Source organism: Pseudomonas sp. 10S5, assembly GCF_035019745.1.
GTDB lineage: Bacteria > Pseudomonadota > Gammaproteobacteria > Pseudomonadales > Pseudomonadaceae > Aquipseudomonas.
Genome location: NZ_JASJVL010000009.1, coordinates 201,434 through 227,394 on the forward strand (window position 1 = coordinate 201,434; position 25,961 = coordinate 227,394).

Sequence of the window (25,961 nt, forward strand, 5' to 3'; positions counted from 1 at the left end):
GAGTTGTCGCAATGATGACTTTAGTGCTGAAACGCCCCGCTGGAGCAGGGAATGCCCCAAGGCTAAGCGCAAAACAATGCTGCAGGAGCTAACCTACTCGCCAAGCTATGCGTCAAGCATTTTGCATTAGCTAATTCGCGAATATGTTTGGTCCTATAGAAAGCCCCTCATGCACAGAAAAGGCCCGCTCGAAAATAAGCGCACAAAAATAGCGCATCACGTTCAGCTGAGCAAATCTTGCAGCGTCGATAAGCTGTCTGCCTCGGCTACCGGTTTGTCCTGGCGCCAGCGCAGCATTCTCGGGAAACGCACCGCAATTCCGCTTTTGTGCCGCTTGGACAGGGCGATGCCCTCAAAGCCAAGCTCGAACACCAAGCTTGGGGTGACGCTGCGTACCGGGCCGAATTTTTCCACTGTAGTTTTACGGACAATCGCATCGACCTTGCGCATCTCTTCGTCGGTCAACCCGGAATAGGCCTTGGCAAACGGCACCAAAGTTCGTTCGCTAGCGTCGGGTGGCCCGTCCCAGACTGCGAAAGTGTAATCGCTGTACAGGCTGGCGCGTCGACCGTGGCCGCGCTGGGCATAAATCAACACCGCGTCGACGCTGAATGGATCGACTTTCCATTTCCACCAAACGCCCATGTCTTTGGTGCGGCCTACGCTATAAAGCGCGTCGCGGGCTTTGAGCATCATGCCCTCGACGCCGAGGCTGCGGGACGCTTCGCGCTGTCGGCCGAGGTCTATCCAATCGGTTGCGCTTAGTATGGGCGACGGCAGCAAAACCGGACTTTGGCTGCAATGGAGCAATACTTCGAGCTGGGCGCGCCGTTCGTGCTGAGGACGGCTGCGCCAATCGCGACCTCGCCATTCCAGCAGGTCGTAGGCGAGTACCACCACCGGTACGTCGTTTAGAATTTTCTTACCCAACGTTTTGCGGCCGATACGCTGCTGCAGCAATGCGAAAGGCTGAACCGAAGGTTGAGCAGCGTTTGAGTCTTCTGATGTTGCCAGCGCGAAAACGTCGTCGTCTTTCGGCCCGACGACGGGGGGTTTCCAAACCACGATTTCGCCGTCGATCACCGTGCCGTCCGGTAAACACTGGCTCAGGCTGTGCAACTCAGGGAAACGATCAGTGACTAATTCTTCGCCACGTGACCAGATCCATAAACGACCTTCACGTTTGACCAATTGCGCCCGGATACCGTCCCACTTCCATTCCACTTGCCACTCTTCACACGGACCGAGCAGCGTTTCGAATTGATCCACGGGCTGCTGCAAAGCGTGTGCAAGGAAGAACGGATAAGGCTGGCCGCCGCGCTGGGCGTGTTCATCGTCGGACTCAGCCGCGATCAACTTGAGGTAACCCTCGGCGCTGGGCCGATGGGAAAGGTCGGTGTAGCCCACTAGACGTTGCGCCACGCGCTTGCTGTCGATGTCAGCCAGGGAGGCAAGTGCACGGGTAACCAGCAATTTAGAAACCCCCACTCTGAAACTGCCGGTAATCAACTTGATGCAGACCATCAGGCTAAGGCGGTCGAGCTGCGCCCAATAACTTTCCAGTCGTTCGGTCAATTCCTCTGGCGGCAGGCCGCGCAATGGCAACAAATAGTCTTCCATCCAAGTCGCCAGACCCGCATCGGAGCTTTGCTGAACCTCGGGAAGAATCAATGAAAGCGTCTCTGCCAAATCCCCCACGGCTTGATAACTTTCTTCGAACAGCCATTCTGGCAACCCGGAAAGCGCCATCGCCTGTTCGCGCAACAATCGGGTGGGGACCAATTGCCGAGGTCGTCCGCCGGACAAAAAATAAACGGCCCAGGCTGCATCCTCAGGTGCTGCAGCGATAAAGTAGTCGCGTAATGCGGCGAGCTTGGCGTTGCTCGACGTTGTGGCGTCTAAACGCGAATAAAGCGCGGCGAAGGCTCTCATGCTGGAACCTCGTGAGGTGGCGAGGTACCCAGCGCAAGATCTTCGTCGTCGCCGTATTCGGTGCTGAAGCCCTGAGCATCCAACCCTTTCTCGCGAAGATAGCGCACCAGTACGTTGACCGAACCATGGGTCACCATCACTCGCTCAGCGCCGGTTTGCTCAATAGCCCATAGCAGCCCTGGCCAGTCGGCATGATCCGAAAGTACAAAGCCGCGATCTACTCCGCGCCGGCGGCGAGTGCCGCGCAACATCATCCAGCCGCTGGCAAATGCATCGCTGAGGTCACCAAAACGTCGCATCCAGGTGCTGCCGCCCGCAGAAGGTGGGGCAAGAATCAACGCTTGGCGCAATAGTGGGTCGGTCTTTTTAAAGTCGCTTGCGTAATGGGTCTCGGGGATACGAACACCGGCTTCGCGGTACACCCGGTTCAGCGGTTCGATGGCGCCATGGACCAGAATTGGACCGATGTCGGGATCAATACCGTGGAGGATTCGCTGGGCTTTGCCGAAGGAATAGCAAAACAGCACACTGGCTTTGCCTTGCTCAATATTGCCTCGCCACCATTGATTAACGTCAGCGAAGATATCGGCCTGAGGTTGCCAGCGATAAATAGGCAGACCGAACGTGGATTCAGTGATGAAGGTATGGCAACGCACTGGCTCGAAAGGCGCACAGGTGCCGTCGGGTTCAACTTTGTAATCCCCTGAGGCTACCCATATTTTGCCTCGATATTCGAGCCGAACTTGCGCCGATCCGAGTACATGGCCGGCCGGGTGCAAGCTCAGCGTCACACCATGATGATTGATGTTTTCGCCGTAATTCAGGGTTTGCAGGTTTATGTCCTGCCCCAGTCGCGCCCGTAAAATGCCTTCGCCGGGAGCTGCCGCCAGGTAATGTTGATTGCCGGTACGCGCGTGATCGCCATGACCGTGGGTAATAACGGCCCGCTCAACCGGGCGCCATGGGTCGATATAAAAATCTCCCTGCGGGCAGTACAGCCCTTCGGGCCGTGCGATAACAAGATCCATAGGATGACCAGAAGGATGGGCTTGTTAGTTATGAGGCGGTGCGCGGGTGGAAGTTCGAAGTGGATGGCAGGCGCTCTATCACAGGCTCGTTATCCAGCGCAACCCGGTGTGACAAGCTCATTCATCGGGAAGCGACCAACACGGTCTGACGTGCGGACCGCGTTGCTCAGTTCTCGAATAAATCAGGTTCCACAGGGTTACGGGGTTGATATCAGACCATTACTTCCCTGGCGTCAGCGTCAGTCGTGCCTTGCCGTAGGCCCGTTCCAGGTTCTGCGGTTGCATCGGGATTGTCGTGTATTGCGCTTTTAGCCAAGGTTCAATGCCATCAGCGTAATGCGGGCTGACTGGATTGCCGGATTGGCCTGCATTGTTCTGACTCATCATTGGTTCAGGTTGACCGAAGTCGACGATTATCCGCATCGCAGGCGTCAGTGCAGTGTCGAAGTTTTCACCCCACGCGTAACCAGCCGCATTGAGGGTGCTGTGATCACCTCCGGCTGGAGTGGGGCTGCGATTAGCCATCTGGCCGTTTTTCGCGGTCCAGGTGTAGCGGTGCAGTTTGCCCCACTGCCAGGCTTTGTGATCGCCACCTAATTGGCTGTCGCCTGCAGTTATCGCGGCAGCCAGGCTGCGGGCGAGAATCGTCGGTTTGTCTTCTTTTTGCGGGGTTTTGATGTCATCCCAATACGGGCTGTCTTCGCGGCCAAGTAGGTGATCGGCTTGAGCGGAGTAGGTGAAGTTGGCGTTTTCAACTAGCGCTTTCCAGGCCGGGCTGGTTTCCGGCTCCAGTTCGTCAAGGAAGATCTGCTTAGCGCTTTCTTGCAGGAAAAGCTCATAAATCGCGGCGTCGGAGGAACTCGCGGACAACTTGCCGTCAAACGCTATCAGGCGTGCCAAGGCTTCTTGAGCCTTGCCACGATCCGCCGCAGGTAACGCATTAATAGCCAGATTCAGCGGTTGGGCCATACCGGGTGCTTGAAACATCTTCTTCAGCTTGGCAGCAAAGGTCGTGGTTTGATCGTATTGCATGGCGATCATGCTGCGGCTGTCCTGTTTATCGCCATTTAACAAAACGGCTATGCGTTCGGCGCGCTCCGGGTAGTTCCAGGAGTTAGACAGTTGCATGCCGTAACCTTTTTGCAGGGTGCGTTGGTTGGCGGTGCCGATCCAGCCTTGCCTTGGGTCTTGATCATATGGGTGCAGCATCGAATCGGCGTAACCGTCCCAGTCATAGTGGCTGTCCCAGCCCGGCGATGGGAGCAACCCTAGACCCTCGCGGCGGTTCGGGAAGCGTCCTGTGACCTGCCAGCCAACATGTTGGGAGTCGGCAAACACAATGTTCAGGGCCATGGCGCGAATTTCACGAACGGCGTCCGAGGCTTTCTCGACGTTTTGAGCGCGGGACAGGTTGAAGAACGCGTCCATGCTTTTGTCGTCTTTGAAGTCGGGTGTTTGCAGGGCCAGACCCAAGCCGTTACTGAGTTGGACGGGTTGCTCTGGGCTGCTGCGTTCGCCCAGCGCGCTGTTGAGGAGAGTGCCGTGGCGGGTTTCGTAAATGGTTTCGCGAACAGCACGCTCGCCTTTGATAAAGAACGTTTCGTTGCGCACCGAGGCCGGTTGCCACTTGCCATCGACCAAGTAGAGCAACTTATTGTTTTCACGCTTGAGTTTCTCGAGGAACAGGTCCTGATTGTCGCCCATGGCGGTGGTCATGCCCCACGCCAGCTTGCCATTAAAGCCGGACAATACTAGCGGTAGACCGGCGATGGACATCCCGGCTGCCTCAAATTTAGGTGCGCGGATCTGCACAAAGCTCCAAGCCGAAGGCAAGGTGGCGGGCAGGTGCATGTCGTTGGCCAGCAAACTTTTACCGCTGCGGCTGCGTTGGGGAGCGACCACCCAGTTGTTCGAGGCCGCGACACCAAGCATGTTCAGGTCGGACAGTTGCAGAGCCACTTTATTCAAATCGCCGAGACCTGGGATTTGGCTCAAATTCAGGCCTTTGAGTTTGTCGGCTTCGGCCATAGGCAGTTCTTCATCAGGGTAGGTCGGGATCAGCCAAGCGAGCTTCTCTGCACCGACTTTTTGCGCCAATACCAGAGAAGAAAGCTCTTGTTGCAGGTTCACCGACATGCCGAAGTTCAGCAGGCTGAAGATCAGCGCCGAGTCTTCCGGCTTCCAGTATTCAGGGTGGTAACCGGCCGCCGTCAAATCGGCTGGCAGCTTGTCGCGATAGCGGAACAGGTAAGCGTTGACGCCGCGTGCGTAGACTTCGAAGAAACGTTTAAGCCGTGGCGATGAACTGTTGTAAAGCTCGCTTGCGCTTTTCTTCAGATTGATCGAACGCATGAATCGGTCGATTTCCAAGGCGCTGGGGCCTTCCAGTTCGGCCAATCGGCCTTGGGCGAGCAAACGCATGCTGACCATTTGGCTGATGCGGTCGCTGGCGTGCACATAACCCAGGGTGAACAGCGCGTCATGAAACGTATTGCTCTCGATCAGCGGCATGCCGAGGCTGTTGCGGCGTACTGAAACGTTCTGCGCCAACCCTTTGATCGCAAACACACCGGTGGACGGTGGAAGCGTATCGCTACTGGCGCCTCCGAGCTGGCAACCGCTCAAACTCAGGACACTGACCACTGCTGCGGCAACGCCGAACCGGGGAAGAAAATCTAAAAAGGCTGGCGAGGCCATGGCAAAGCTCCTGCGGGGGTGACATTTTTTGATGGCGCTACGTTAGTGAGCAGACACGCCACACGCAAGCAGCAAGAGCTCTGTAGGCGCTAACTTGTTGGCGAGGCGTTATACCTGAAACGCGGCGTCAAGCTTCTCGGTAACAAGTTGGCATCTACGGGGATTAGGTAGATTAAGCGCCGTGGCACTTTTTGAATTTTTTCTCGCTGCCGCATGGGCAAGGATCGTTACGGCCTACGTCCTTCAAGGTGTTGCGCACGGGTTCTTGTGGCGCGTGGCCGCAGTCTGGACCGTGAACGTGAGCGTGCTGATGGTCGTGGTGCTGATGCTCGTGGTCATGAGCGCAGTCAGGGCCGTGAACGTGGTTTTCCTGGTTCATCTAGGTCTCTCCGGAATAAGTTGGCGCGAATTATCTCGCCAATACGTGTCTGGTGCACGCATTCAAACCACAATAATCAGCCATACTTGCGCCTCGTGCCGTTGGAGTTTGTCCGATGAACCTCTATGAAATCGTCTTTACTGGTCAGACAGTACCCGGGGCGTCGCGCGAGCGAGTCGAGGCAAATCTGACCAAATTGTTCCAGGCCGATGAGCAGCGCATCGCCATATTGTTTTCAGGGCGGCGTCTGGTGCTCAAAAACAATCTCGAGGAAGCCGCCGCCATGAAGTATCGCGCGACCCTGGAGCGCGCCGGGGCGTTGGTCGAGATGGTCGACATGCAACTCGACATGGAAGAGGTGGAGCTGGCGCCGCCGCCCGATGCGCCAGGATTTTATCGTCCTCCCAAGGCTAAAGGTCGACTGCAGATCGCCCCGCGCGACGCTTACATGGCCGCGTTCGTGGACGTGGATGCACCTGATTTTTCGGTGGCACAGGTGGGTAGCGCACTGCAAGAGCCAAAAACGCCCGCGCCCGCGCCCCGGCTGGACCTTTCGCAGCTTAGTTTGGCACCGGTAGGAAGCGATATGCATGAGCTCAAAAAGCCACCCGCGGGCCCGGCGCCCGACACGTCGCATTTAAAACTCAGTTGAGCCCATTGGCTTATGCGAGATAACCTGCACAGCATTTTTTGAATTTTTGCCCACTGCCACATGGGCACGCATCGTTACGGCCTACCTTGAGCGGTACCGTCGGGTCGATGAAATACCAGCGGCCTTGATTCTGGACGAATGCCGAGCGCTCGCGATGGCTGTGTTCGCCATCGCCGTCGTGCCAGCGAGCGATGAATGTGACGAAGGCGTGCTCAGGTTTGCCGCCAAACACTTCGACGTGCTCCACGCCCAACCCCAGCCAGGTGCTTCGCGCACTCCAATCACCGATGGATTGGCGGTCCAGGCTGACTTGTTGCGCAGGCAGCGTCGTATCCACCAAATAATCGATCAGCCCCAGTACGTAGGCGCTGTAACGCGAGCGCATCAGCGCTTCTGCGCAGGGGGCTGCCAGCCCGGCGTGATAGTGCCCGCAGCAGGCATCCAGGAAATTTCCGCTGCCGCAGGGGCAGATCGTACCTGTCATGGCTACCACCAGTATTTGCCGAAATTCTCCGGGTTGGCCCAAAATTTCGCGTTGAGCCAATCGGGGACTTGTTTATAGTCACGCAGGTCGTAGGTAAACAACGTCAGGACTTGCTCGTCTCGGGCAAAGCGTTCACTGGCTTGCAGTGCCAACGAATAGAAATCGGTGTCTTGCCAGCCACATGCGTGTAAATCCGCCAGCACGGCAATACGACTCGCGTTCAAATTACGAATCCCGCCCAGCAATTCAAGCCCGGTGCGTTTGGGCAAATGCTCCAGGCAATCCACCGCCAGTGCCAGGTCAAAACGTTGTGCGCCAAGCGCTGTAGGCAAAGGGCCGGGCATGGCATGGGCTAATTCGGTACCCGGATGAGCGGTCAGGAATGCCTCGAGCGCAGGGAAACTTGCGGCACCGATCAATAGCAGGCGTTTAGGGGCGTATCGATCCAGCAAGGCGGCCAGCGCCTGCTGCGGCGTGCGCGTAGAAAAGCCATCAGTCATCGAAATTCCTCAATTGAGTTGCAAGACTAGCTTGCCAAGACGCAATGGCCTAGCCCTTAGGGCGCTGCTTCAATTCGCAGCTTTTATGATGGCTAATTGGCGGACTGTGAAACTGACGTCTTTACTCCCATTGCATCGGTTTGGACCGATCCCATAGGAGATGAAGTCAATGAGTATGATTCGGGTGGCGTTACCTTTGATCCTGCTGACCAGCCTGTTGACGGGTTGTGCAGGTTTGCAAAAGACCGATTGGCCTAAATGTGCCGCAGTCGGCGGTTTGACGGGTGCGGGACTGGGGGCGATTCACAACGCCACCTATGCCGGTTGGGGTGTGTTGATCGGCGGCGGTGTAGCGGCAGCGTATTGCTGGGTACACGGCGACGGCGACGAAGATGGCGACGGCGTGCCGGACAGCCGCGACAAGTGTCCAGGTACGCCTAAAGGGGTAAGTGTAGATGCCAATGGTTGTCCACCGGTTGTGGCACCTGCCGCCGAACCCGCAGTGGTTGAAAAGGTGGTCATGGTCAAAGAAGAGACGATCGTGATCAACGACGTCTATTTCAAGTTTGATTCGGCGCAATTGACGGCGGCGGACAAACAAAAGCTTGACCTGATCAGTAGCCGTCTGAAACGCGAAGCTCCTAGCGCTCAGTTACGCGTCAGCGGACATACCGACAGTGTTGGTAGCGACAAGTACAACAAAAAGCTTTCGCAAAAGCGTGCAACGTCGGTGACCGACTATCTGGTCAGCTCTGGTATCCCGCGCAGCAGTTTTGTGGCAGTAGTTGGCGAAGGTGAAGGTCGTCCCGTCGCGGATAACAAAACGGCCGAAGGGCGTGCCTTGAATCGTCGTGTAGAGATCAAAATTAACCGATAAAGCCCGTGTTGCGTGGCTTGTGGAGTTAAGGTTGTGCGTCTTTACTCCTGAGTGCCGGCATGGGCCGGTAACTCAGGAGCATTGACTTATGAGCGTATGCGCAAGAGCGGTACTTCCTTTATTTTTGGTCAGCGGTGTCCTTTCAGGTTGTGCGACCACCAGCGATGGTACGGCGCCGCTCAATCAAAAGAACTGGCCCATCTGTAGCGTTATAGGTGGCTTGGTCGGTGGAGGACTGGGCGCCATTGAAAGTGGTGCCTGGGCCGGTGGTGGTGCGGCACTTGGCGTGATTGCCGGTGGCCTTATCTGTTTTGCCCAGGATGGTGACGAGGATGGGGATGGTGTGTTTGATCGTCGCGATACCTGTCCGAATACGCCCCCCAATACCCCCGTCGACAATAATGGTTGCCCCCTTCCTCAATACCCTGCGAGCGTCAAACCCGCAGAACCCGCACCCCCTACCGAGCAAATTATTACCCTTAGCGATGAGGGTGCCGTGCTGTTTGCGTATAACAAGGCCGACCTAACAAGCGAAGCGCGGGATAAGCTGATCGCAATAATGGATAGCCTGAAAAGCGCCGATGTAGTGAGCATTAAGGTGATAGGCCATACCGATAGCAGGGGTTCCGGTCCTTATAACCAGAAACTCTCCGAACGTCGAGCCGCCAGCGTGGCAACGTTTTTGATCAGTCAGGGGTTTGCGCCTGCCAAATTGTCCACCCAAGGCATGGGCAAAAGTCAGCCGGTGGCGGACAACGCGACTGATGAGGGGCGAGCGAAGAACCGCCGGGTGGAAATACACCTAAACCGCTGACATTGACACCACATTTGAGAAACCGGGCCATGGTTGAACGCCGCCCGGTTTCATGGTGTTGCGAGCAGCCCTCTAATCGGCGCACCCGAACATTTTTCAATGGTCGCTGGCAAAATTCGCGCTGTTGCCGTTACTGTGCGCAAAAGAATAACCGCCAGGGGTACGTATGAAGTTGTTTTGGGGATTGGGGAAAATGTTGACATCGGGTTTCTGGCTGGTGGTGCTGGTTAATATGGTTATTGCATTACCAAATCCTTTTGATTTATTGATCAACATGGTCGCAAGCCTGCTGGTGCTGATCCACTTGATGGAACTGGTTTTGTTCAACGGCAGCCTGCGTGGGCGAGCGCGGCCTTGGAGGGATCGTGGGCAGATCCTGCTGTTTGGTATTTTCCATCTGCAATCTTTTTCCCGCGTGTCGGTGGAGGTCGCTCATGCGTAACCTTCGGCTTCTGGCAGTGGCATGCAGCGTCGCAATGTTCACCCCGATGGTCTTGGCCCAAGTGGTAATGGTCGAGGCGCATTCACTAATGCGTCTGCCAACTCAAACCAGCGTCTTGCAGTTGGATCGCCTGGAAGTTGCTGATTACGGTACGTTGCTAATCCCCGCAGGTGTCGACGAAGTCAGAGTCGGTGAGTTGGTGCTGGGCCATGAAGCGCGTATCGCGATTATCCCCAGCGGACAGGTGTTTAACATGGTCATCGGCCGTGGCCAATTAGCATCCGGTAGTCAAATCACTGCGCGCGGTGCGCCCGGCACGTTTCTCAAGCCTGCGCTGCCTGGTCGTAATTTGACCTTGCGTCTGGAAAACCTGACCGCTGATGAGCTCTCAGTCGACGCCCGTGGCGGTTCTGGAGCCCCTGGCTTTTTCGGTTTAGATGGCGCCAATGGCGAAGACCCTGGTTGTCTATGGGGTGAAGCAAGTCGTGGTTACAACGGCGACAACGGCAGCAACGGTCACGATGGCGCGCCAGGTGCAGTGGTACATCTCGAGTTGCCCGCCGCATTCCCTGCCGAACGCATCAAAGTGCTGGTCAACGGCGGAGCTGGAGGGCTTGCCGGTGCTGCTGGATTGGCAGGCAAGGGCGGCGCTTCCAAAGGGTGCCTGGTCTACCGCGCAAGCGGCGCCAAATCAGGCACGCCAGGCCAACCGGGCCAGTCCGGCGCGCCGGGACGCGATGGTTCGTTAACGGTACAGCGGCTGTAGGTTTAATCCACGGTAGCCTGAAGTTGCTAAGGTGGCGAAAGCCTCCAGATCTCATCGCAGCCTTCGGCTGCGCCTACCGGTGTGGATCAAACATACCCCAGTCCTGGTGTAAGCGAACCTGTTGGCAAAGATGTTCATCTGGGCCATCAAAATCCTGGCCGACTGGCAGCTACGCCCACCAATACCAACCCGACAATTAAATTTATTCCCACCAGTCGGCGTATGCGTCCCAGCGTTGCGGCACCTTCCTGCCATTGTTCAGCCTCAACCGCACGACGCAGCTCGGGCAACTGCAGCGAGTGGATGCGGATAAACAGTGCCACCATCACCACGTACAACCCCATCATGATTTGCACGTAACGCGGTGCGGTTTCAAAACCTGAAAACCGTTGGCCGATCATGCCTACGCCAGTAATTGGCAGCACCACTACCGCCACCCAGACCCAGAAAAAGAACCGTGGAAAAACCTGGACCCACAATTTAAGGCGATTGGGACCCTCCAATGCCGCACCGACCGCTGGGCGCAGGACCATCCAAGCGAAGAACATGCCGCCGACCCAGACCAAGGCCGCCAGCACATGCAGCGTGTAAACAAGGGCAAAAGCTGTCATTCGGTACTCCGATCTGCGCGGGATGATTTAGCGAGGTATGATAGCCGCCTCTTAGAAACACTGAAAATTTATCCAGCACTTTTAACCCGATTCGTAGCGCCCTGAAGCCCATGATCAGTAACGAACTCAAATCCCAAATTCAGGGCGCTTATTCGCGTTTCCTCGAAGCCAAGAGCCTGAAGCCGCGTTATGGCCAGCGCTTGATGATCGCCGAGATCGCCAAAGTGCTCGGCGATATCGACACTGATGAAGAAGGTCGACGCTCGGGTGATCCCGCTGTGGTCGCGGTCGAAGCGGGCACCGGTACCGGTAAAACTGTTGCCTACGCGATTGCAGCAATCCCCACGGCGAAAGCGGCCGGCAAGCGTCTGGTTATTGCCACGGCCACCGTCGCGCTGCAAGAGCAGATCGTTTACAAGGATCTGCCAGACCTGATGCGCAACAGCGGGCTTAACTTCACGTTTGCCCTGGCCAAGGGGCGCGGCCGTTACATGTGCCTGTCCAAACTCGACGTGCTATTGCAAGAAGGTAACGCACAAACCGCCACCGCTCAGCTGTTCGAAGAAGAAGGCTTCAAGATCGAAGTTGACGAGGCCAGCCAGAAACTATTCACCAGCATGATCGAAAAGCTCGCTGGCAATAAGTGGGACGGTGACCGCGACAGCTGGCCTCAGGCGCTGGAAGATCAGGACTGGGCGCGAGTCACCACCGACCACAGTCAATGCACCAACCGGCATTGCCCGAACTTTCAGCAGTGCGCCTTTTACAAGGCACGTGAAGGCATGGGCAAGGTCGATGTCATCGTCACCAACCACGATATGGTTCTTGCTGACCTGGCGCTGGGTGGCGGGGCGGTATTGCCTGATCCGCGTGAAACGCTTTACGTGTTCGACGAAGGGCATCACCTGCCAGACAAGGCCATCGGCCATTTTGCCCATTACACACGTCTGCGCTCAACTTCGGATTGGCTGGAACAAACCGCTAAAAACCTGGCCAAGTTGTTGGCTCAACATCCTTTGCCGGGCGATCTGGGCAAACTGATCGAACAGGTCCCAGAGCTGGCGCGGGAGATTAAGACGCAACAACAGTTCATGTTCGCCGCCTGCGAACAGCTGGCCGACTTCAAACCCGGCGAAGACATGCAGGGCCGCGAGCGCCCGCGCCATCGTTTCATCGGTGGGTTGGTGCCCGAGCACATGCGAGAGATGGGCGCCGAGCTGAAAAAAGGATTTGCCCGACTTGATGATCTGTTTACGCGCCTGACCGAACTGCTCAAGACCGGTATGGACGGCGAAGTGAACATCGGCATCGCCAGTCATCAGGCCGAAGAGTGGTATCCGTTATTCGGCAGTCTGCTGGCCCGGGCCCACGGTAACTGGGAGTTGTGGACCGCATTTACAGTTGAAGACCCAGAAGACAGTCCACCCATGGCGCGCTGGCTGACCTTGGCTGACAGCGGCTCGTTGTTCGACATCGAGGTCAACGCCAGCCCCATTCTGGCCGCTGAAATGCTTCGGCGTAATCTGTGGAACATCGCCTATGGCGCGCTGGTGACCTCGGCGACTTTGACCGCGTTGGGCAAGTTCGACCGGTACCGTATGCGGGCCGGATTGCCCAAAGGCTCCGTCACAGCGGTTGTGCCGAGCCCGTTTCACCATGCCGACGCCGGCGTGCTGCGCGTGCCAGACCTCAAGGCTGATCCTCGCGACGCCGTGGCGCATACGGCCGCGATCATCCGTGAGCTGCCAAGGCTGGTAGAGGGTTCACGAGGTACGTTGGTCTTGTTTTCCTCGCGCAAACAGATGCAAGACGTCTTCGACGGCCTTGAGCGCGACTGGCGCAAACAAGTGTTCATTCAGGGCAATCTGTCCAAGCAGGAAACCTTGAACAAGCACAAGGCACGGGTTGACAGCGGTGAGTCCAGCGTACTGTTCGGCTTGGCCAGTTTTGCCGAGGGGGTCGATTTACCCGGCGCTTATTGTGAACACGTAGTGATCGCTAAAATCCCGTTTGCCGTGCCTGATGATCCTGTCGAAGCTGCGCTGGCGGAGTGGATCGAAGCTCGCGGCGGTAACCCGTTCATGGAAATTGCGGTACCGGATGCCTCGCTTCGTCTGGTCCAGGCATGCGGGCGATTGCTGCGCACAGAAGAAGATCGCGGCACCATCACACTGCTCGACCGACGGGTGGTCACCCAGCGTTACGGCAAAGCAATCCTTAACGCGCTACCACCGTTCCGTCGCGAAATTTCCTGAAGCCACGCGGGCATCATGAGCAGGCTTTCAGGCCCCAGTGCCAAGTGCTGATCACCCTGAGATCGAAGCCGACTTCAAATACTTTCAAAAGGCCCAATTTCTTGAAACAAGCTCTGGCTGAACCTTCGGTCGTCGGCGTGCACTGGTTCGAATACCTCGACCAGCCTGCCACGGGCGTTTACTTGATGGAGAAAATGGTCACGTCGGGCTTGTCAGCATCACTGATGTGCCATTTCAGGGGTTTGTTGAAGCGGTTCGCAAAAGCAACCTTCAAGTTCCTGACACGCTAAACAAAGAGGCGCGGGCGAATGACGCCAAGAAAACTAAACCGAAAGCGCTCCCCGGCACACCTGAAAACGGTAAGGGCGGCAAGCGGGATCGTGCGCCGGAAAGCGGCGATGTCAAAGGTGCGCAAGGTGCTGGTGGCGATACCGGTGGGACTCGTTAATCGTCGTAATCAGGCTTGAGTCTGTTCCCAAAGAGCGCAATCGCTGGAACAATGCACGTCAACAATTGAAACAGTCATTTTTGGGGGAGCGGGCGCGTGCAGATTCAGGGTCATTACGAACTTAAATTTGAAGCAGTGCGCGAAGCCTTCGCTGCGCTCTTCGATGACCCTCATGAGCGCGGTGGCGCAGTGTGCATCCAGATTGGCGGCGAAACTGTAGTCGACCTTTGGGCTGGGACGGCGGACAAGGACGGCACCGAGGTTTGGCACAGCGATACCATTGCCAATGTGTTTTCCTGCACGAAACCCTTTACTGCCGTCACTGCGTTGCAACTGGTGGGTGAAGGTAAGTTGCGCTTGGACGATCCGGTCGCCAACCTTTGGCCAGCGTTTGCTGCTGCCGGCAAAGATAAAATTACGTTACGTCAGTTGCTTTGCCATCAGGCGGGATTACCGGCGTTGCGACAGATGTTGCCTGCCGAAGCGCTATATAACTGGCAAACAATGACCGATGCGTTAGCCGCTGAAGAACCATGGTGGACGCCTGGCCAGGGTCACGGCTACGCCGCCATGACTTATGGCTGGTTGGTCGGGGAGATGCTGCGCCGCGCTGACGGACGAGGTCCGGGAGAATCAATCTCGGCCCGTATCGCACAACCCTTAGGTCTCGATTTTCACGTTGGGCTGGCGGATGAAGCGTTTTACCGTGTTGCGCATATCGCTCGCGGCAAGGGTAATCCGGGTGACGCAGCCGCACAGCGTCTGTTGCAAACGACAATGCGCGAACCGTCTTCCATGACCGCACGGGCGTTTACCAATCCGCCATCGATCATGACCAGCACCAACAAACCTGAGTGGCGGCGCATGCAACAACCTGCGGCCAATGGTCACGGCAACGCTCGTAGCCTCGCAGGCTTTTACACCGCGTTACTTGACGGTCGTTTGCTTGAAGCCGAGTTGCTAGGTGAGCTGACGCGCGAGCACAGCGTGGGGCCCGATAAAACCTTGCTGACCCCCACCCGGTTTGGGCTCGGCTGTATGCTCGATCAGCCGCAAGTGCCTAATGCGACCTACGGTCTTGGGCCTAAAGCTTTTGGCCATCCTGGCGCCGGCGGCTCTACAGGATTTGCTGATCCCGAGCGCGAGGTGGCATTTGGTTTTGTCACCAACACGCTAGGGCCTTACGTATTAATGGATCCACGCGCACAATCACTGGTGCGCGTATTGGCGAATTGTTTTTAGCCGATTGTCTGTTAACTTCGCGCCAAAGGAACCGAGTGGCGTATTTTGTTCTCGAAGTGTCGGTTTATACGAGCTTATTCAAAGCTTTATTTCTGCTTTTTCATGGTATGGATTAACGATGTCATCTAACAAAACTCTCGCGTTTGCGTTGTGTCTGGCTGTCACTGGTTGTGCCCAAACGCCGCAGAATGGCGTCGCCGAAGGTGGTATCAACTGGTGGCCCTTTGGCGCTCATCAAGCTTCGGACAAGGCGCCGGACCAGGCATCTGCGGCCAAGCCCGATGCGAAGGGCACCGCCCCGTCTGCGCCTACTGCTGTGAAAGCTGAGGCCGCTGCCGCTAAAGTTGACGTCAAGAACTCTGCCTCTATTCCGGCGCCTGCCGCAGTTGCGCCGGTAGTTGCCGCTGCCACGCCTGCTACTGAGACTCATTGGTGGTGGCCGTTCGAGACCAAACAACAAAAGGAAGCAGCCAGGCCGCTCCTCGCCGTCCGCGCAGAACCTGTGCCGATGCCAGACCCGAAAATCACCCAAGCGTGGCTCGATGATTACGAGCCGCGGTTGCGTTTAGCAATTAAAGACAGCCCGTTCGAGCTCGAGCGCCGCGAGAACCTACTGGTCATCACCGCCCCTGCGGACAGCTCGTTCAACCACGACCGCCCGACCATGCTATTGCCGGTCACTCTTGGTCCAATCTCCAGACTGGCAAAAATTGTCGAAGCTGATCCGAAAACCGCTGTGCTCGTGCTGGGTCATGCCGACACCACTGGCTTAATAACAGACAGTCAAAAGTTGACCCAGGAGCGGGCGTCTTCGGTCGCTGCTATTTTCCGCATGAGCGGCTTGGAACGTAACCGCTTGGGCATGCGTGGCATGGGTTCGATCATGCCGCGTGCGGCAAACGACAGCGCCGAGGGCCGCAAGTTGAACCGTCGGATTGAGATCGTGATGACGCCGCAGGTCACGATGGTCGCCTTGCTTAGCAAGTACAGCATGCCAGCGCCAGGCCCAGCGACGCTGGTCGCCATTCAGACGCCGGCGCCGGTTGCCGCCACGCCCGCACCTGGGGCTAAAACCGTCGCGAGCTCCAAAAAAACGGCTCCGGTGAAGAAAGCGGCCGCCAAAAAACCAGTTGCCAAAAAAGCTGCGCCAGCGAAGAAGGCGACTCCAGCCAAAACTGACGCACCAGCAAAGAAAGACATACCGGAAGATCAGGCCAAAGCCAACTAAGCCTGACCGAGCCAAGGACCTTTCTCAGGAATTGCAGCGAAGGAAGCACGTGATGACCCAAGTTTTGGCCGATATGCGTCGTGATTACACCCGAGATGGTTTGAACGAAACTCAGGCGCCGGACGAGCCTTTTGCCTTGTTTCATGAGTGGTTCGCGCAGGCGGTGAAAACCGAGCAAGCGCCGGTCGAAGCCAATGCCATGACCGTGGCAACCGTTGATGAAGAAGGCCGCCCTCATTGCCGGATTTTACTGCTAAAGGGGCTCGACGATCAGGGCTTCACGTTCTTCACAAACTACGAGAGCGCCAAAGGTCAGCAGTTGGCTGCGCGCCCTCATGCGGCCATGACGTTCTTCTGGCCCTCTCTGGAGCGTCAGGTACGGATTGAGGGGCGTGTGGTTAAAGTCAGCGCGCAAGAGTCGGACGCTTATTTTCAGGTTCGCCCCCTAGGTAGCCGTCTGGGCGCATGGGCGTCTCCGCAAAGCCGAGTGATTGCCGATCGTGCCGAACTTGAAGCGATGCTCAAGAATACCGAACAGCGGTTCAGCGACTCACAACCCCACTGCCCAGAGCATTGGGGCGGATATCGCCTGTTACCGGAACGAATCGAATTCTGGCAAGGGCGCCCAAGCCGTCTGCATGATCGCTTGAACTATCGCGTTGAAAACGAAGCGTGGGTCTGTGAGCGACTTGCCCCCTGATGGATGGTCAAGGTGTTTGATAGAAAACCTTTGAATTATTTTCCTGCCCCAACGTCTATGAGGTGAGGGCAAAGTTGTAGTTAATTTACCCGTTCAATGAAACAAGTTTTCAGTGGAGACCGTGACAGGTTTCTTGTCACGGAGTTTAATGGTTGTCTGTTCTTTTGGAGATTGATCTTATGCGTAAGTCTGTTCTGCTGGTTGCTTCGTTCACTGCGATGGCATTGACACTGGGCGGCTGTACCTCAAGTCTTACCGGGGACTCGTATTCCCGAGATGAGGCTCGGACAGTACAGACCGTACGCATGGGCACCATCGACTCTTTGCGTCCCGTTAAAATCGAAGGTACTAAAACGCCCATTGGCGCTGGCGCTGGTGCGGTAGTTGGTGGTGTGGCCGGGAGCGCTATTGGTGGCGGTCGCGGCAGCATCATCACTGCGGTGATTGGTGCGGTCGCGGGCGGTCTGTTGGGTTCGGCCACGGAAGAAGGTTTGACCCGTGCGCAGGGCGTAGAGATTACCGTGCGTGAAGACGATGGCACGATGCGCGCCTATGTCCAGCAAGTGCAGGAAAATGAAATTTTCCGTGTGGGCGAACGAGTTCGCATCATGACTGTGAACGGTACAAGCCGAGTTGCTCACTAAGCTTCACATCGTTATTTAATGATTTGAGAGTGATTGTAACAAGTTGTAATAAAAAAACCCGGTCCAATGAACCGGGTTTTTTATGAGTCGGTTTTTCGTTAAAAGCGATTATTCGCCAAGTTTCATGACTTCATGCGCGTAACAACTATGTCTCGCAGTGATTGTTTTGCGCTTTGGGAAAGTTCCTAAATTTGATTGAGAAGTGATGATGAGCGATACCAGGCAGTGGGCCCGTGAAGCGATTCGAATCATCGAAGCGGACTTCCAGCGTAGCGCCGATACCCATTTGATCCCCTTGGAACTACCCGGCTTGCCGGGCGTCGAGTTGTACTTCAAGGATGAGTCCAGTCACCCCACTGGCAGCCTCAAGCATCGCTTGGCGCGGTCGCTGTTTCTCTATGCGTTGTGCAATGGCTGGCTTAGGGCAGGCGCGCCAGTGATTGAGGCGTCTAGCGGTTCGACAGCGATATCCGAAGCTTATTTCGCCCGTTTGTTGGGTTTGCAGTTTGTCGCGGTAATGCCCTCCACAACCTCTCAGGAGAAAATCGCGCAAATCGCGTTTTACGGGGGCAAAAGCCATCTGGTTCAAGACCCAACTCAGATCTACGCTGAGTCCGAGCGTCTCGCCCGAGAAAGCGGTGGTCATTTCATGGACCAGTTCACTTATGCCGAGCGCGCGACTGATTGGCGAGCCAATAACAACATCGCTGAATCGATCTTCCAACAACTGCGTTTCGAGCGTTATCCGGAGCCGAGTTGGCTGGTTTCAAGCCCTGGCACCGGCGGGACGACGGCGACGCTAGGTCGCTACGTGCGCTATCGCCAACACAGCACGCGGGTGTTGTGCGCTGATGCTGAGCGTTCAGTGTTTTTTGACTATTACCAGAGCGGCGACGCGAGTTTGCGCCTGGACTGTGGTTCACGCATTGAAGGTATCGGTCGGCCCAGGGTAGAGGCCTCGTTTTTGCCGAAAGTGATCGATGCGATGGTCAAGGTGCCCGACGCATTGTCGCTGGCCGCCATGCATTACTTGGCGCAGCGCTTGGGTCGCCGAGTGGGCGGCTCTAGCGGAACCAATTTGATCGGCGCGCTATTGGTCGCGAGCGAGATGGTTGCCGCAGGTGAGTCGGGGTCCATCGTGGCGATTTTGTGTGACGGCGGCGAACGATACGCGACCACCTATTACGATCAAGCGTGGCTGACGACGCAGGGGTATGAACTGAGCGGGCTAATCGACAGCATCGCCGATTGTGCTGAAAAAGGTGAGGCACTGCCAGAAGGCGTGTTGCGCGCCGGTATTTGAAGCGATGAAAACCTTGTAGGAGACAACTTGTTGGCTAGGCTGATTATCTGACACACCGCCTCGGCAACGAGTTGTCTCCTCTAGATCGTCTCTGGATTAACCCTCAATCCCCAACATATCCCGAGCTAACGCCTCGGCCACCCGAATGCCGTCGACGCCGGCAGACAAGATTCCGCCTGCGTATCCGGCGCCTTCACCGGCCGGAAACAGGCCTTTGACGTTCAGGCTTTGCAGGGTGTTATCGCGGGTGATGCGCAGCGGCGACGAGGTGCGGGTTTCGATGCCCGTCAGAATCGCATCGTGCTGGGCGAAACCTTTGATCTGTTTATCGAACGCTGGCAACGCTTCTCTGATCGCCTCAATCGCGTACGCGGGCAGGGCGTCCGCCAGATCTACCAGTTTCACCCCAGGTTTGTACGACGGCTCGACGCTGCCCAGTGCGCTCGACGCCTTGCCAGCAATAAAGTCACCCACCAGCTGCGCGGGCGCTTCATAGTTGCTGCCGCCCAGCACGTAGGCCAGCGACTCCAGCCGTTCCTGCAATTCGATACCGGCCAATGGGCCACCCGGATAATCCTCAGGCGTGATGCCGACGACGATGCCGGAGTTGGCATTGCGCTCGTTACGCGAGTATTGGCTCATGCCGTTGGTAACCACCCGGTGAAGTTCGGATGTCGCGGCCACCACTGTGCCGCCGGGGCACATACAAAAGCTGTATACCGATCGACCGTTTTTCGCGTGGTATACCAGTTTGTAATCAGCCGAGCCCAATTTGGGGTGGCCGGCATATTTACCCAAGCGTGCGCGGTCGATCAGCGATTGCGGGTGTTCTATACGAAAGCCCACGGAGAACGGTTTGGCTTCCATGTATACGCCCCGCCCATGGAGCATGCGAAAGGTGTCGCGAGCGCTGTGGCCCAACGCGAGAATTACGTGCTTCGATTCGATCTGCTCACCGCTGCTCAAGACAACACCCTGCAACTGGCCGTTATCGATCAACACGTCAGTAACGCGCTGCTGGAAGCGGACTTCGCCACCCAACGCTTCTATCTGATGACGCATGTTCTCCACTACACCGGTTAGGCGAAACGTACCGATGTGCGGTTTGCTGACGTAAAGAATCTCTTCTGGCGCACCCGCTTTGACGAACTCATGCAGCACTTTGCGCCCGTGAAATTTCGGATCTTTGATCTGGCTATAAAGCTTGCCGTCGGAAAATGTTCCGGCGCCGCCTTCGCCAAACTGCACGTTGGACTCTGGATTCAACACGTTTTTGCGCCACAACCCCCAAGTGTCCTTGGTACGCTGGCGAACTTCAGTGCCGCGTTCGAGGATGATCGGTTTAAAGCCCATTTGTGCCAAGAGTAAACCGGCGAAAATCCCACATGGACCAAAGCCGACCACTATCGGGCGCTCCGTCAACCCTTCAGGTGCGTGCCCGACAACGTTGTAGCTGATATCGGGCGCCACGCCGATATGGCGATCATCGGCGAACTTGCGCAATAGCTCGGCTTCATCCCGCACCTCAAAATCGACGGTGTAGATGAAACACAGTTCCGATGATTTTTTCCGTGCGTCGTAGCTACGTTTGAATAGCGTGAAGTCGAGCAGCTCATCACTGTCGATCCCCAGACGCAGCAGCAGGGCAGGGCGCAGGTCGTCTTCCGGGTGATCGATTGGCAGCTTGAGTTCGGTGATTCGTAACATGACAGGGTCCAGTATCCGGGCCAGCTTTACGCGAACCGGCAATTATATGCCGCTTCGGTCCCGTTCGCTTCAGGCATTTAAATCCGTAAGCCAGAAAAGGCTGTATGTGAACTCAGTCGTTACGGGCGCCGCCGTAATAGCCGCAGCCCCGCTGCACCTGATCATTGACGCGCAATTCGGCCGTCAAGTGCTGGACGGCACCGCTGACCGGGTCTACGCAGCGCTGGGGTGCGACCCACAATTCAATGCGCTGGCCATTGGCTTCGGTGCTCAGATTGAGGCGGCCACCAGGCAGTTGTTCTTCAACATATGGCAGAGCAACGGGGTCTTTGCCGTCACGGTTAAGGATCAGGCCTTTGCCGTTGACATTGATGCTCCAAGCAGGGCTATTGCCGCTGGCTTGCACGATCAACTGCTTGAAGTTGGCGTCGTTGCAGGCGTTGGCGGACCGTTCAACCCGGTAAAGCTGCTGCAAGTTGACTACCCCATCGGTGCCCGACGTTTTGCTGGCATCGAAATTGCCACGTAAGTCAGCGAACAGTTTGCCTTTTTTGGCGGCAAGCGCTGCGGCCTCTTGCAGCACGCTGGTGTTGCCGCTGTCCTGAATCATAAACCGGCGTTGTTCGTTGCAAGGCTGAAACCAAAGCTGGCCGCCTTCACCGGTGAGGTCGCCTTGCATGCGAGTCAGGCCCGCCGTGGACGAAGCAGGTTTAGCGTTAAACATCTGACATCCGGCAATCACAGGCAGCAGGGCAATCATCAACAGGGTGCGGGCAGCGAACATGGTGGTCGGTCTCCAAACAAGTGGCGCCACGTTACTCAGGCTGCTGTCCGATCACAAGGGCTCAGCCGACGTGATACGTCTGACCGGTTTGTAAACCTTCGACGCTTTTCGCGTATGCCAGCGCTGCTTCTGACGCAAGCAGCGGCTTGAAGCCTCGGAAATAGGACGCATAGGCGCCCATGGACTCTACCAAAACATTTGGACTCACCGAGTTCACTCGCAAACCGCGAGGCAACTCGATGGCGGCCGCACGAACAAACGCATCGATGGCTGCGTTCACCAGGCTGGCCGAGGCTCCGGTTCGAATCGGGTCATGGCTGGTGATGCCGGTGGTGAACGTGAACGAGGCGCCGTCATTGGCAAATTCACGCCCTATCAGTAGCAAGTTAACCTGGCCCATGAGTTTGTCCTGGAGGCCCAACGCAAAGTCGAGTTCAGTCATGTCGGCCAATGGCGCAAAATTCACGTTGCCTGCCGCGCACACCAACGCATCGAACATGCCTACCCGTTCGAACAGTTTTCTGATGGACGCGCTGTCACTAATATCCACTTGGAAGTCACCACTCTTGCGGCCAATGCGGACAATCTCATGGCGGGGAGCCAACTCCTTTTCGATGGCCGATCCTAAAGTCCCAGTGGCGCCAATCAGAAGAATTTTCATTGCGTTTCCTTGAAATGAATTAACAGGGACTCAGTGTAAAGTGCCGCGTTGCGGTCGATAAACATGCTAATTGGCAATCTTTGGTTTTCAGCAGGAAACAATCGGATGAGCGAAATGGATGACTTGGTCGCCTTTGCGATCCTGGTCGAGGCCGGGAGCTTTACCTTGGCCTCCCAGCGACTGGGGTGCAGCAAGGGCCAGTTGTCCAAGCGCATCAAATTTTTGGAAACCAGCTATTCGGTGACGCTACTGCACCGCAGTACTCGTCGCTTAAGCCTGACGGCGGCGGGCGCAGCAATATTGCCCCAAGCGAGGGCACTGATTAATCAAGCCGAGCGCGCCAAGCAAGCATTAGCCCGATTACATGATGAGATATCCGGCTCGGTGCGGATCACCGTTCCAGTGTCCATGGGCGAGACATTTTTCGACGGTTTGCTGATGGAGTTTTCGAAAGAATATCCGTTGGTCCAGATTGAACTGGACTTGAATAATGGTTTTCGTGACCTGCACCGGGACGGGTATGACCTGGCAATACGCAGTCACGTCGCAAGCGATGAGCGATTGGTGTCCAAGCCGCTGCTCAATATGCAAGAGCTGACCTGTGCCAGCCCTGGTTATCTGGAACGCCACGGCGAACCGACTCGGCCGCTGTCGTTGAGTGACCATCAATGCTTGCTCAACAGTCACTACAGCGGCCGCGAGGAGTGGATTTACCACCAAAACCATCAACTGATACGCGTGCGGGTTGCGGGTCCGTTTGCCAGTAACCATTACAGCTTGTTGAAAAAAGCCGCGCTGGTGGGTGCAGGCATCGCCCGGTTACCGTCCTATATGGTTCACGCCGAAATCATCGACGGTCGTCTTCGCTGGCTAATGCGTGACTATCAAACGCCCAGTTTGCCGCTGTTCCTGGTCCACCCCTACGAAGCCGGCTTGCCACTACGCACGCAGGTGTTAGCCGACTACCTGTTGAGTTGGTTCGCTCGCAGTAGTACGGCGTTTGAGAGGCTTTGAGCTGACCGAGCAAGACCGGATTCCTGCCAACTTGTTGGCTACAGAAGCGCGGACCGGCGCACACGTTCAACCGAATAAAAATCAACCGTGGGGGAGTTGCCTTGCCAACGCAAAGCGCCAAGGCAGCCAGCACAAGTTCTACGGCCTGAAACGGATGATCAATCCACATACTCCACATACCGCGTCATCAGGTTCGGGCGTTGGAAGGTGTCGATTTGATCGATCTTGCCGCGCATGTCGTAGAGTTCTTGGTCGAAGGTAGCGTCGTCCATATCGATCCAGAACCTTGGATTGCGGCCAATCTTGCGGTCGTATTCAGCCGTTGTTGGGTCGAGATGTCGGTATTGTTCGTAGCGCGGCAAGTCTGGCAGTGGGCGGCTGGTGTCCATGTAGTTTTGTATGAAGTCCCACAGCGCGCAGCACAGCTGACCTTCGCCGGGAGCGAATAAGGGCCGGAAGTTGATGACGATGTCGCGGTAGCGGTGGGCGATGTACAACACGTTCGTCACTAAGCCCTGACGATCCGGGATGGTGGCGATGTAGGCATCGAACTCGTAAAACGGCGCAGTGAGTTCACCGATGGTGCCGTTCTTTTTGTATTCGCCGTTGTTGTCGTAATCGAAGAGTGTGACCAGGCCGGTGCGGCGGTTGATTTCCCAGATGGGGCCTCGGGAGGGTTTGACCCAGAGGTGGGGGAGGTAGCGGATGACTAAAGCACCTAATGCCCAGCAAAAGAGAGGCAAAAATATCCATGTGGCGAGTATAGGGAGTAACTCAACTGTTGTAGTTAGCCACGGATCATCTAATGCAAAGAGCATAAGAAAGTACGTCATCATTGACACTACAAACGCTATATAGAATAGCCCCCGTCCTCCTCCCGTCAATCCAAAACTGTGAACGTTTGGACCATAAGGAGAATCTGAAACTTTCATGATCGTGCCGATCGTGAAAGTCTACATGCTCATATGGAGCCGGAATGTAAGTGCCTAACTTTTGCTTTTCTTCACGCTCTTTGTTCATTTCCTCCTGAAATCGCAAGCTGCTGGGTTTGCGCCGAATTAAAAAGTCATCGGGCGCGACTTCTTGCGCGCTCCCCCATGGCAAACGCGTTTTCGCGAAGCGCCGTATCCACGAGCGTTCTGCCGAAGGTGGTTGTTTGGGAATACGGTCAGAGCGGTATGCGGTGCTGGCGTAATAGGACGAATTTATTGCAGTCATTGGTCGCCCTGCGCTTTATGGGTGGTTTCATCTGCCCAGAACGGTTGTTCAATTTCTTTGAAGTTCGGTGTGGCGTGGGCCGCGCCAAAAAGGGTTGGGTCTTTGGGCCTTGGTGCGGGAAATACCCAGGATGAACTGCCATCGCTTAGTGTCAGTTGGGCACGGACTTGCCATGCTGTGTGGACCGACACGATGTCGTTTGAGCGTGAAACTTCAACCAGCGTTTCCCAAGGTGTTTGCAAGAATATTTCCATCCCATCGGCCTCCGGCCGGTACGCCATAGGCTTGGCCTCGGGAAATAGATGGGTTTCTTCCCACACGGTATTCAAGGGACTCAATCCACATACTCCACATACCGCGCCATCAGGTTCGGGCGTTGGAAGGTGTCGATTTGATCGATCTTGCCGCGCATGGCGTAGAGTTCTTGCTCGAAGGTAGCATCGTCCATATCGATCCAAAACCTTGGATTGCGGCGGGTTTTGCGGTCGTATTCAGCCGTTGTCGGGTCGAGATGTCGGTATTGTTCGTAGCGCGGCAAGTCCGGCAGCGGGCGGCTGGTGTCCATGTAGTTCTGCAGAAAATCCCACAACGCGCAGCACAGCTGACCTTCGCCGGGAGCGAATAAGGGCCGGAAGTTGATGACGATATCGCGGTAGCGGTGGGCGATGTACAGCACGTTCGTCACTAAACCCTGACGATCCGGGATGGTGGCGATGTAGGCATCGAACTCGTAAAACGGTGCGGTGAGTTCACCGATGGTGCCGTTCTTTTTGTACTCGCCGTTGTTGTCGTAATCGAAAAGGGTGATAAGGCCGGTGCGGCGGTTGATTTCCCAGATCGGGCCTCGGGAGGGTTTGACCCAGAGCTTAGGAATGTAATTGATTACGACCGAACTTACCCCCCAGGCAATGCTAAGGGGGACTACGCTTATATACGCCATATCCCATATCCCGCTGAAAAAGCTTATGAGCGAGGCAGAATTCGATTTGGTTTCGGCAAAAATACACACCAAAACAATAAGCGGCGATAGCATTATCGCCCCCCACTTTCCGAACAGTAGCGTGTATATCCAAAATTGTGATTGTTTTGACCATAACGAAAACCTGAAACGTTCGTGATCATGCCAATCATGAAAGTCCACATGTTCGTAAGGCGCAGGCACATAAGTACCAAGGGATAATTTTTCCTTTTTTACCTGCTCGGCTTTTTCCACTCGCCGTAACTTTGTCGGCGCTGCTTCGCTCAAGAAGTCGTCCAGCGCAACCTCTTGGGTTAGCCCCCAAGGGAGGCGAAATTTAGCGAAGCGCCGTATCCACGAGCGCTCTGCTGAAGGTGGTTGGTTGGGGATACGGTCAGAGCAGTATGCGGTGCTGGCGTAATAAGACGAATTAATTGCAGTCATTGGTCGTCCTGCGCTTTATGGGTGGTTTCATCTGCCCAGAACGGTTGTTCAATTTCTTTGAAGTTGGGTGTGGCGTGGGCCGCGCCAAAAAGGGTCGGGTCTTTGGGCCTTGGTGCGGGAAATACCCACGATGAACTGCCATCGCTTAGTGTCAGTTGGGCGCGGACTTGCCA

At 56.2% G+C, this 25,961-nt stretch carries 25 protein-coding genes and 1 pseudogene; 13 read left to right on the top strand and 13 right to left on the bottom strand.

Annotated elements, in window-relative coordinates; genetic code table 11:
* Positions 1–222: 222 nt before the first annotated feature.
* The 4 genes from QN378_RS12355 to QN378_RS12370 all read right to left on the bottom strand — a co-directional run bounded on the left by QN378_RS12355 (position 223) and on the right by QN378_RS12370 (position 6,036).
* A complete protein-coding gene (locus QN378_RS12355) occupies positions 223–1,932 on the bottom strand; it encodes an ATP-dependent DNA ligase (RefSeq protein WP_323550549.1) in 1,710 nt (569 codons plus the stop codon).
* A complete protein-coding gene (locus QN378_RS12360) occupies positions 1,929–2,960 on the bottom strand; it encodes a ligase-associated DNA damage response exonuclease (protein ID WP_323550550.1) in 1,032 nt (343 codons plus the stop codon). The genes QN378_RS12355 and QN378_RS12360 overlap by 4 nt, the downstream gene beginning before the upstream one ends.
* 219 nt (positions 2,961–3,179) lie before the next feature.
* Positions 3,180–5,657: a penicillin acylase family protein gene (locus QN378_RS12365; RefSeq protein WP_323550551.1), complete on the bottom strand. Its 2,478-nt coding sequence runs from the start codon at positions 5,655–5,657 to the stop codon at positions 3,180–3,182.
* A 172-nt stretch (positions 5,658–5,829) separates the two neighbouring features.
* Positions 5,830–6,036 (bottom strand): SEC-C metal-binding domain-containing protein, encoded by a 207-nt coding sequence (locus tag QN378_RS12370; protein ID WP_322205133.1) that lies wholly within the window; start codon positions 6,034–6,036, stop codon positions 5,830–5,832.
* Between the two features lie 115 nt (positions 6,037–6,151).
* Between QN378_RS12370 and QN378_RS12375 the strand changes: the two genes are divergently transcribed.
* Positions 6,152–6,688: a hypothetical protein gene (locus tag QN378_RS12375; RefSeq protein WP_323550552.1), complete on the top strand. Its 537-nt coding sequence runs from the start codon at positions 6,152–6,154 to the stop codon at positions 6,686–6,688.
* Between the two features lie 10 nt (positions 6,689–6,698).
* Here QN378_RS12375 and QN378_RS12380 read toward each other — a convergent pair whose 3' ends face one another.
* Together QN378_RS12380 and QN378_RS12385 are read right to left on the bottom strand one after the other, a co-directional pair.
* Entirely contained in the window at positions 6,699–7,172 is a 474-nt protein-coding gene (locus QN378_RS12380; protein WP_322205131.1) for a YchJ family protein, read from the bottom strand.
* 2 nt (positions 7,173–7,174) lie between these two features.
* A complete protein-coding gene (locus tag QN378_RS12385) occupies positions 7,175–7,672 on the bottom strand; it encodes a DUF6231 family protein (RefSeq protein WP_322205130.1) in 498 nt (165 codons plus the stop codon).
* Between the two features lie 169 nt (positions 7,673–7,841).
* On the opposite strand from QN378_RS12385, the gene QN378_RS12390 reads away from it, so the two are divergent.
* The 4 genes from QN378_RS12390 to QN378_RS12405 all read left to right on the top strand — a co-directional run bounded on the left by QN378_RS12390 (position 7,842) and on the right by QN378_RS12405 (position 10,571).
* Positions 7,842–8,549 (top strand): OmpA family protein, encoded by a 708-nt coding sequence (locus QN378_RS12390; protein ID WP_322205129.1) that lies wholly within the window; start codon positions 7,842–7,844, stop codon positions 8,547–8,549.
* Between the two features lie 88 nt (positions 8,550–8,637).
* Positions 8,638–9,363 carry an OmpA family protein gene (locus QN378_RS12395; protein ID WP_323550554.1) on the top strand — a complete coding sequence of 242 codons (726 nt, stop codon included), beginning with the start codon at positions 8,638–8,640 and terminating at the stop codon, positions 9,361–9,363.
* A 166-nt stretch (positions 9,364–9,529) separates the two neighbouring features.
* Complete coding sequence (locus tag QN378_RS12400; RefSeq protein ID WP_323550555.1) at positions 9,530–9,805, top strand: DUF1145 domain-containing protein; 276 nt, start codon at positions 9,530–9,532, stop codon at positions 9,803–9,805.
* Positions 9,798–10,571 carry a collagen-like protein gene (locus QN378_RS12405; RefSeq protein WP_322205126.1) on the top strand — a complete coding sequence of 258 codons (774 nt, stop codon included), beginning with the start codon at positions 9,798–9,800 and terminating at the stop codon, positions 10,569–10,571. Before QN378_RS12400 ends, QN378_RS12405 begins: the two co-directional genes overlap by 8 nt.
* A 146-nt stretch (positions 10,572–10,717) precedes the next feature.
* Here the strand turns inward: QN378_RS12405 and QN378_RS12410 are convergent, their stop codons facing one another.
* Positions 10,718–11,182 carry a CopD family protein gene (locus tag QN378_RS12410; protein WP_322205125.1) on the bottom strand — a complete coding sequence of 155 codons (465 nt, stop codon included), beginning with the start codon at positions 11,180–11,182 and terminating at the stop codon, positions 10,718–10,720.
* A gap of 110 nt (positions 11,183–11,292) precedes the next feature.
* On the opposite strand from QN378_RS12410, the gene dinG reads away from it, so the two are divergent.
* From dinG to QN378_RS12445, 7 genes and pseudogenes are all read left to right on the top strand, one after another.
* On the top strand, positions 11,293–13,437 hold the full coding sequence (gene dinG, locus QN378_RS12415) for an ATP-dependent DNA helicase DinG (protein ID WP_322205124.1): 2,145 nt from the start codon (positions 11,293–11,295) through the stop codon (positions 13,435–13,437).
* Positions 13,438–13,532: 95 nt separating this feature from the next.
* Positions 13,533–13,885: pseudogene (locus QN378_RS12420) on the top strand (beta-agarase); the annotation flags it as partial.
* Positions 13,886–13,981: 96 nt separating this feature from the next.
* Entirely contained in the window at positions 13,982–15,127 is a 1,146-nt protein-coding gene (locus QN378_RS12425) for a serine hydrolase domain-containing protein (RefSeq protein WP_323550556.1), read from the top strand.
* Between the two features lie 118 nt (positions 15,128–15,245).
* Complete coding sequence (locus tag QN378_RS12430) at positions 15,246–16,355, top strand: OmpA family protein (protein WP_322205122.1); 1,110 nt, start codon at positions 15,246–15,248, stop codon at positions 16,353–16,355.
* Positions 16,356–16,407: 52 nt separating this feature from the next.
* A complete protein-coding gene (gene pdxH / locus QN378_RS12435) occupies positions 16,408–17,055 on the top strand; it encodes a pyridoxamine 5'-phosphate oxidase (protein WP_322205121.1) in 648 nt (215 codons plus the stop codon).
* 179 nt (positions 17,056–17,234) lie between these two features.
* On the top strand, positions 17,235–17,699 hold the full coding sequence (locus tag QN378_RS12440; protein WP_322205120.1) for a glycine zipper 2TM domain-containing protein: 465 nt from the start codon (positions 17,235–17,237) through the stop codon (positions 17,697–17,699).
* 205 nt (positions 17,700–17,904) lie between these two features.
* Positions 17,905–19,002: a PLP-dependent cysteine synthase family protein gene (locus tag QN378_RS12445; protein WP_323550558.1), complete on the top strand. Its 1,098-nt coding sequence runs from the start codon at positions 17,905–17,907 to the stop codon at positions 19,000–19,002.
* 96 nt (positions 19,003–19,098) lie between these two features.
* On the opposite strand, the gene QN378_RS12450 is transcribed toward QN378_RS12445, so the two are convergent.
* The 3 genes from QN378_RS12450 to QN378_RS12460 form a co-directional block, all read right to left on the bottom strand.
* Positions 19,099–20,709, bottom strand: a complete 1,611-nt coding sequence (locus QN378_RS12450; protein WP_323550559.1) for an NAD(P)/FAD-dependent oxidoreductase — start codon at positions 20,707–20,709, stop codon at positions 19,099–19,101.
* Between the two features lie 112 nt (positions 20,710–20,821).
* Positions 20,822–21,493: a hypothetical protein gene (locus QN378_RS12455; protein WP_322205117.1), complete on the bottom strand. Its 672-nt coding sequence runs from the start codon at positions 21,491–21,493 to the stop codon at positions 20,822–20,824.
* Between the two features lie 61 nt (positions 21,494–21,554).
* A complete protein-coding gene (locus tag QN378_RS12460; protein ID WP_322205116.1) occupies positions 21,555–22,154 on the bottom strand; it encodes a short chain dehydrogenase in 600 nt (199 codons plus the stop codon).
* Between the two features lie 105 nt (positions 22,155–22,259).
* Here QN378_RS12460 and QN378_RS12465 point away from each other — a divergent pair, with 105 nt between their 5' ends.
* The gene (locus QN378_RS12465; protein WP_323550560.1) at positions 22,260–23,168 is read left to right on the top strand and encodes a LysR family transcriptional regulator; all 909 of its coding nucleotides are present in this window, start codon (positions 22,260–22,262) and stop codon (positions 23,166–23,168) included.
* Positions 23,169–23,326: 158 nt separating this feature from the next.
* Here QN378_RS12465 and QN378_RS12470 read toward each other — a convergent pair whose 3' ends face one another.
* From QN378_RS12470 to QN378_RS12480, 3 genes are all read right to left on the bottom strand, one after another.
* Complete coding sequence (locus QN378_RS12470; RefSeq protein ID WP_323550561.1) at positions 23,327–23,911, bottom strand: hypothetical protein; 585 nt, start codon at positions 23,909–23,911, stop codon at positions 23,327–23,329.
* Positions 23,912–24,382: 471 nt separating this feature from the next.
* Positions 24,383–24,715, bottom strand: a complete 333-nt coding sequence (locus tag QN378_RS12475; protein WP_323550562.1) for a hypothetical protein — start codon at positions 24,713–24,715, stop codon at positions 24,383–24,385.
* 5 nt (positions 24,716–24,720) lie between these two features.
* Entirely contained in the window at positions 24,721–25,326 is a 606-nt protein-coding gene (locus QN378_RS12480) for a hypothetical protein (RefSeq protein WP_323550563.1), read from the bottom strand.
* Positions 25,327–25,961 lie beyond the last annotated feature (635 nt).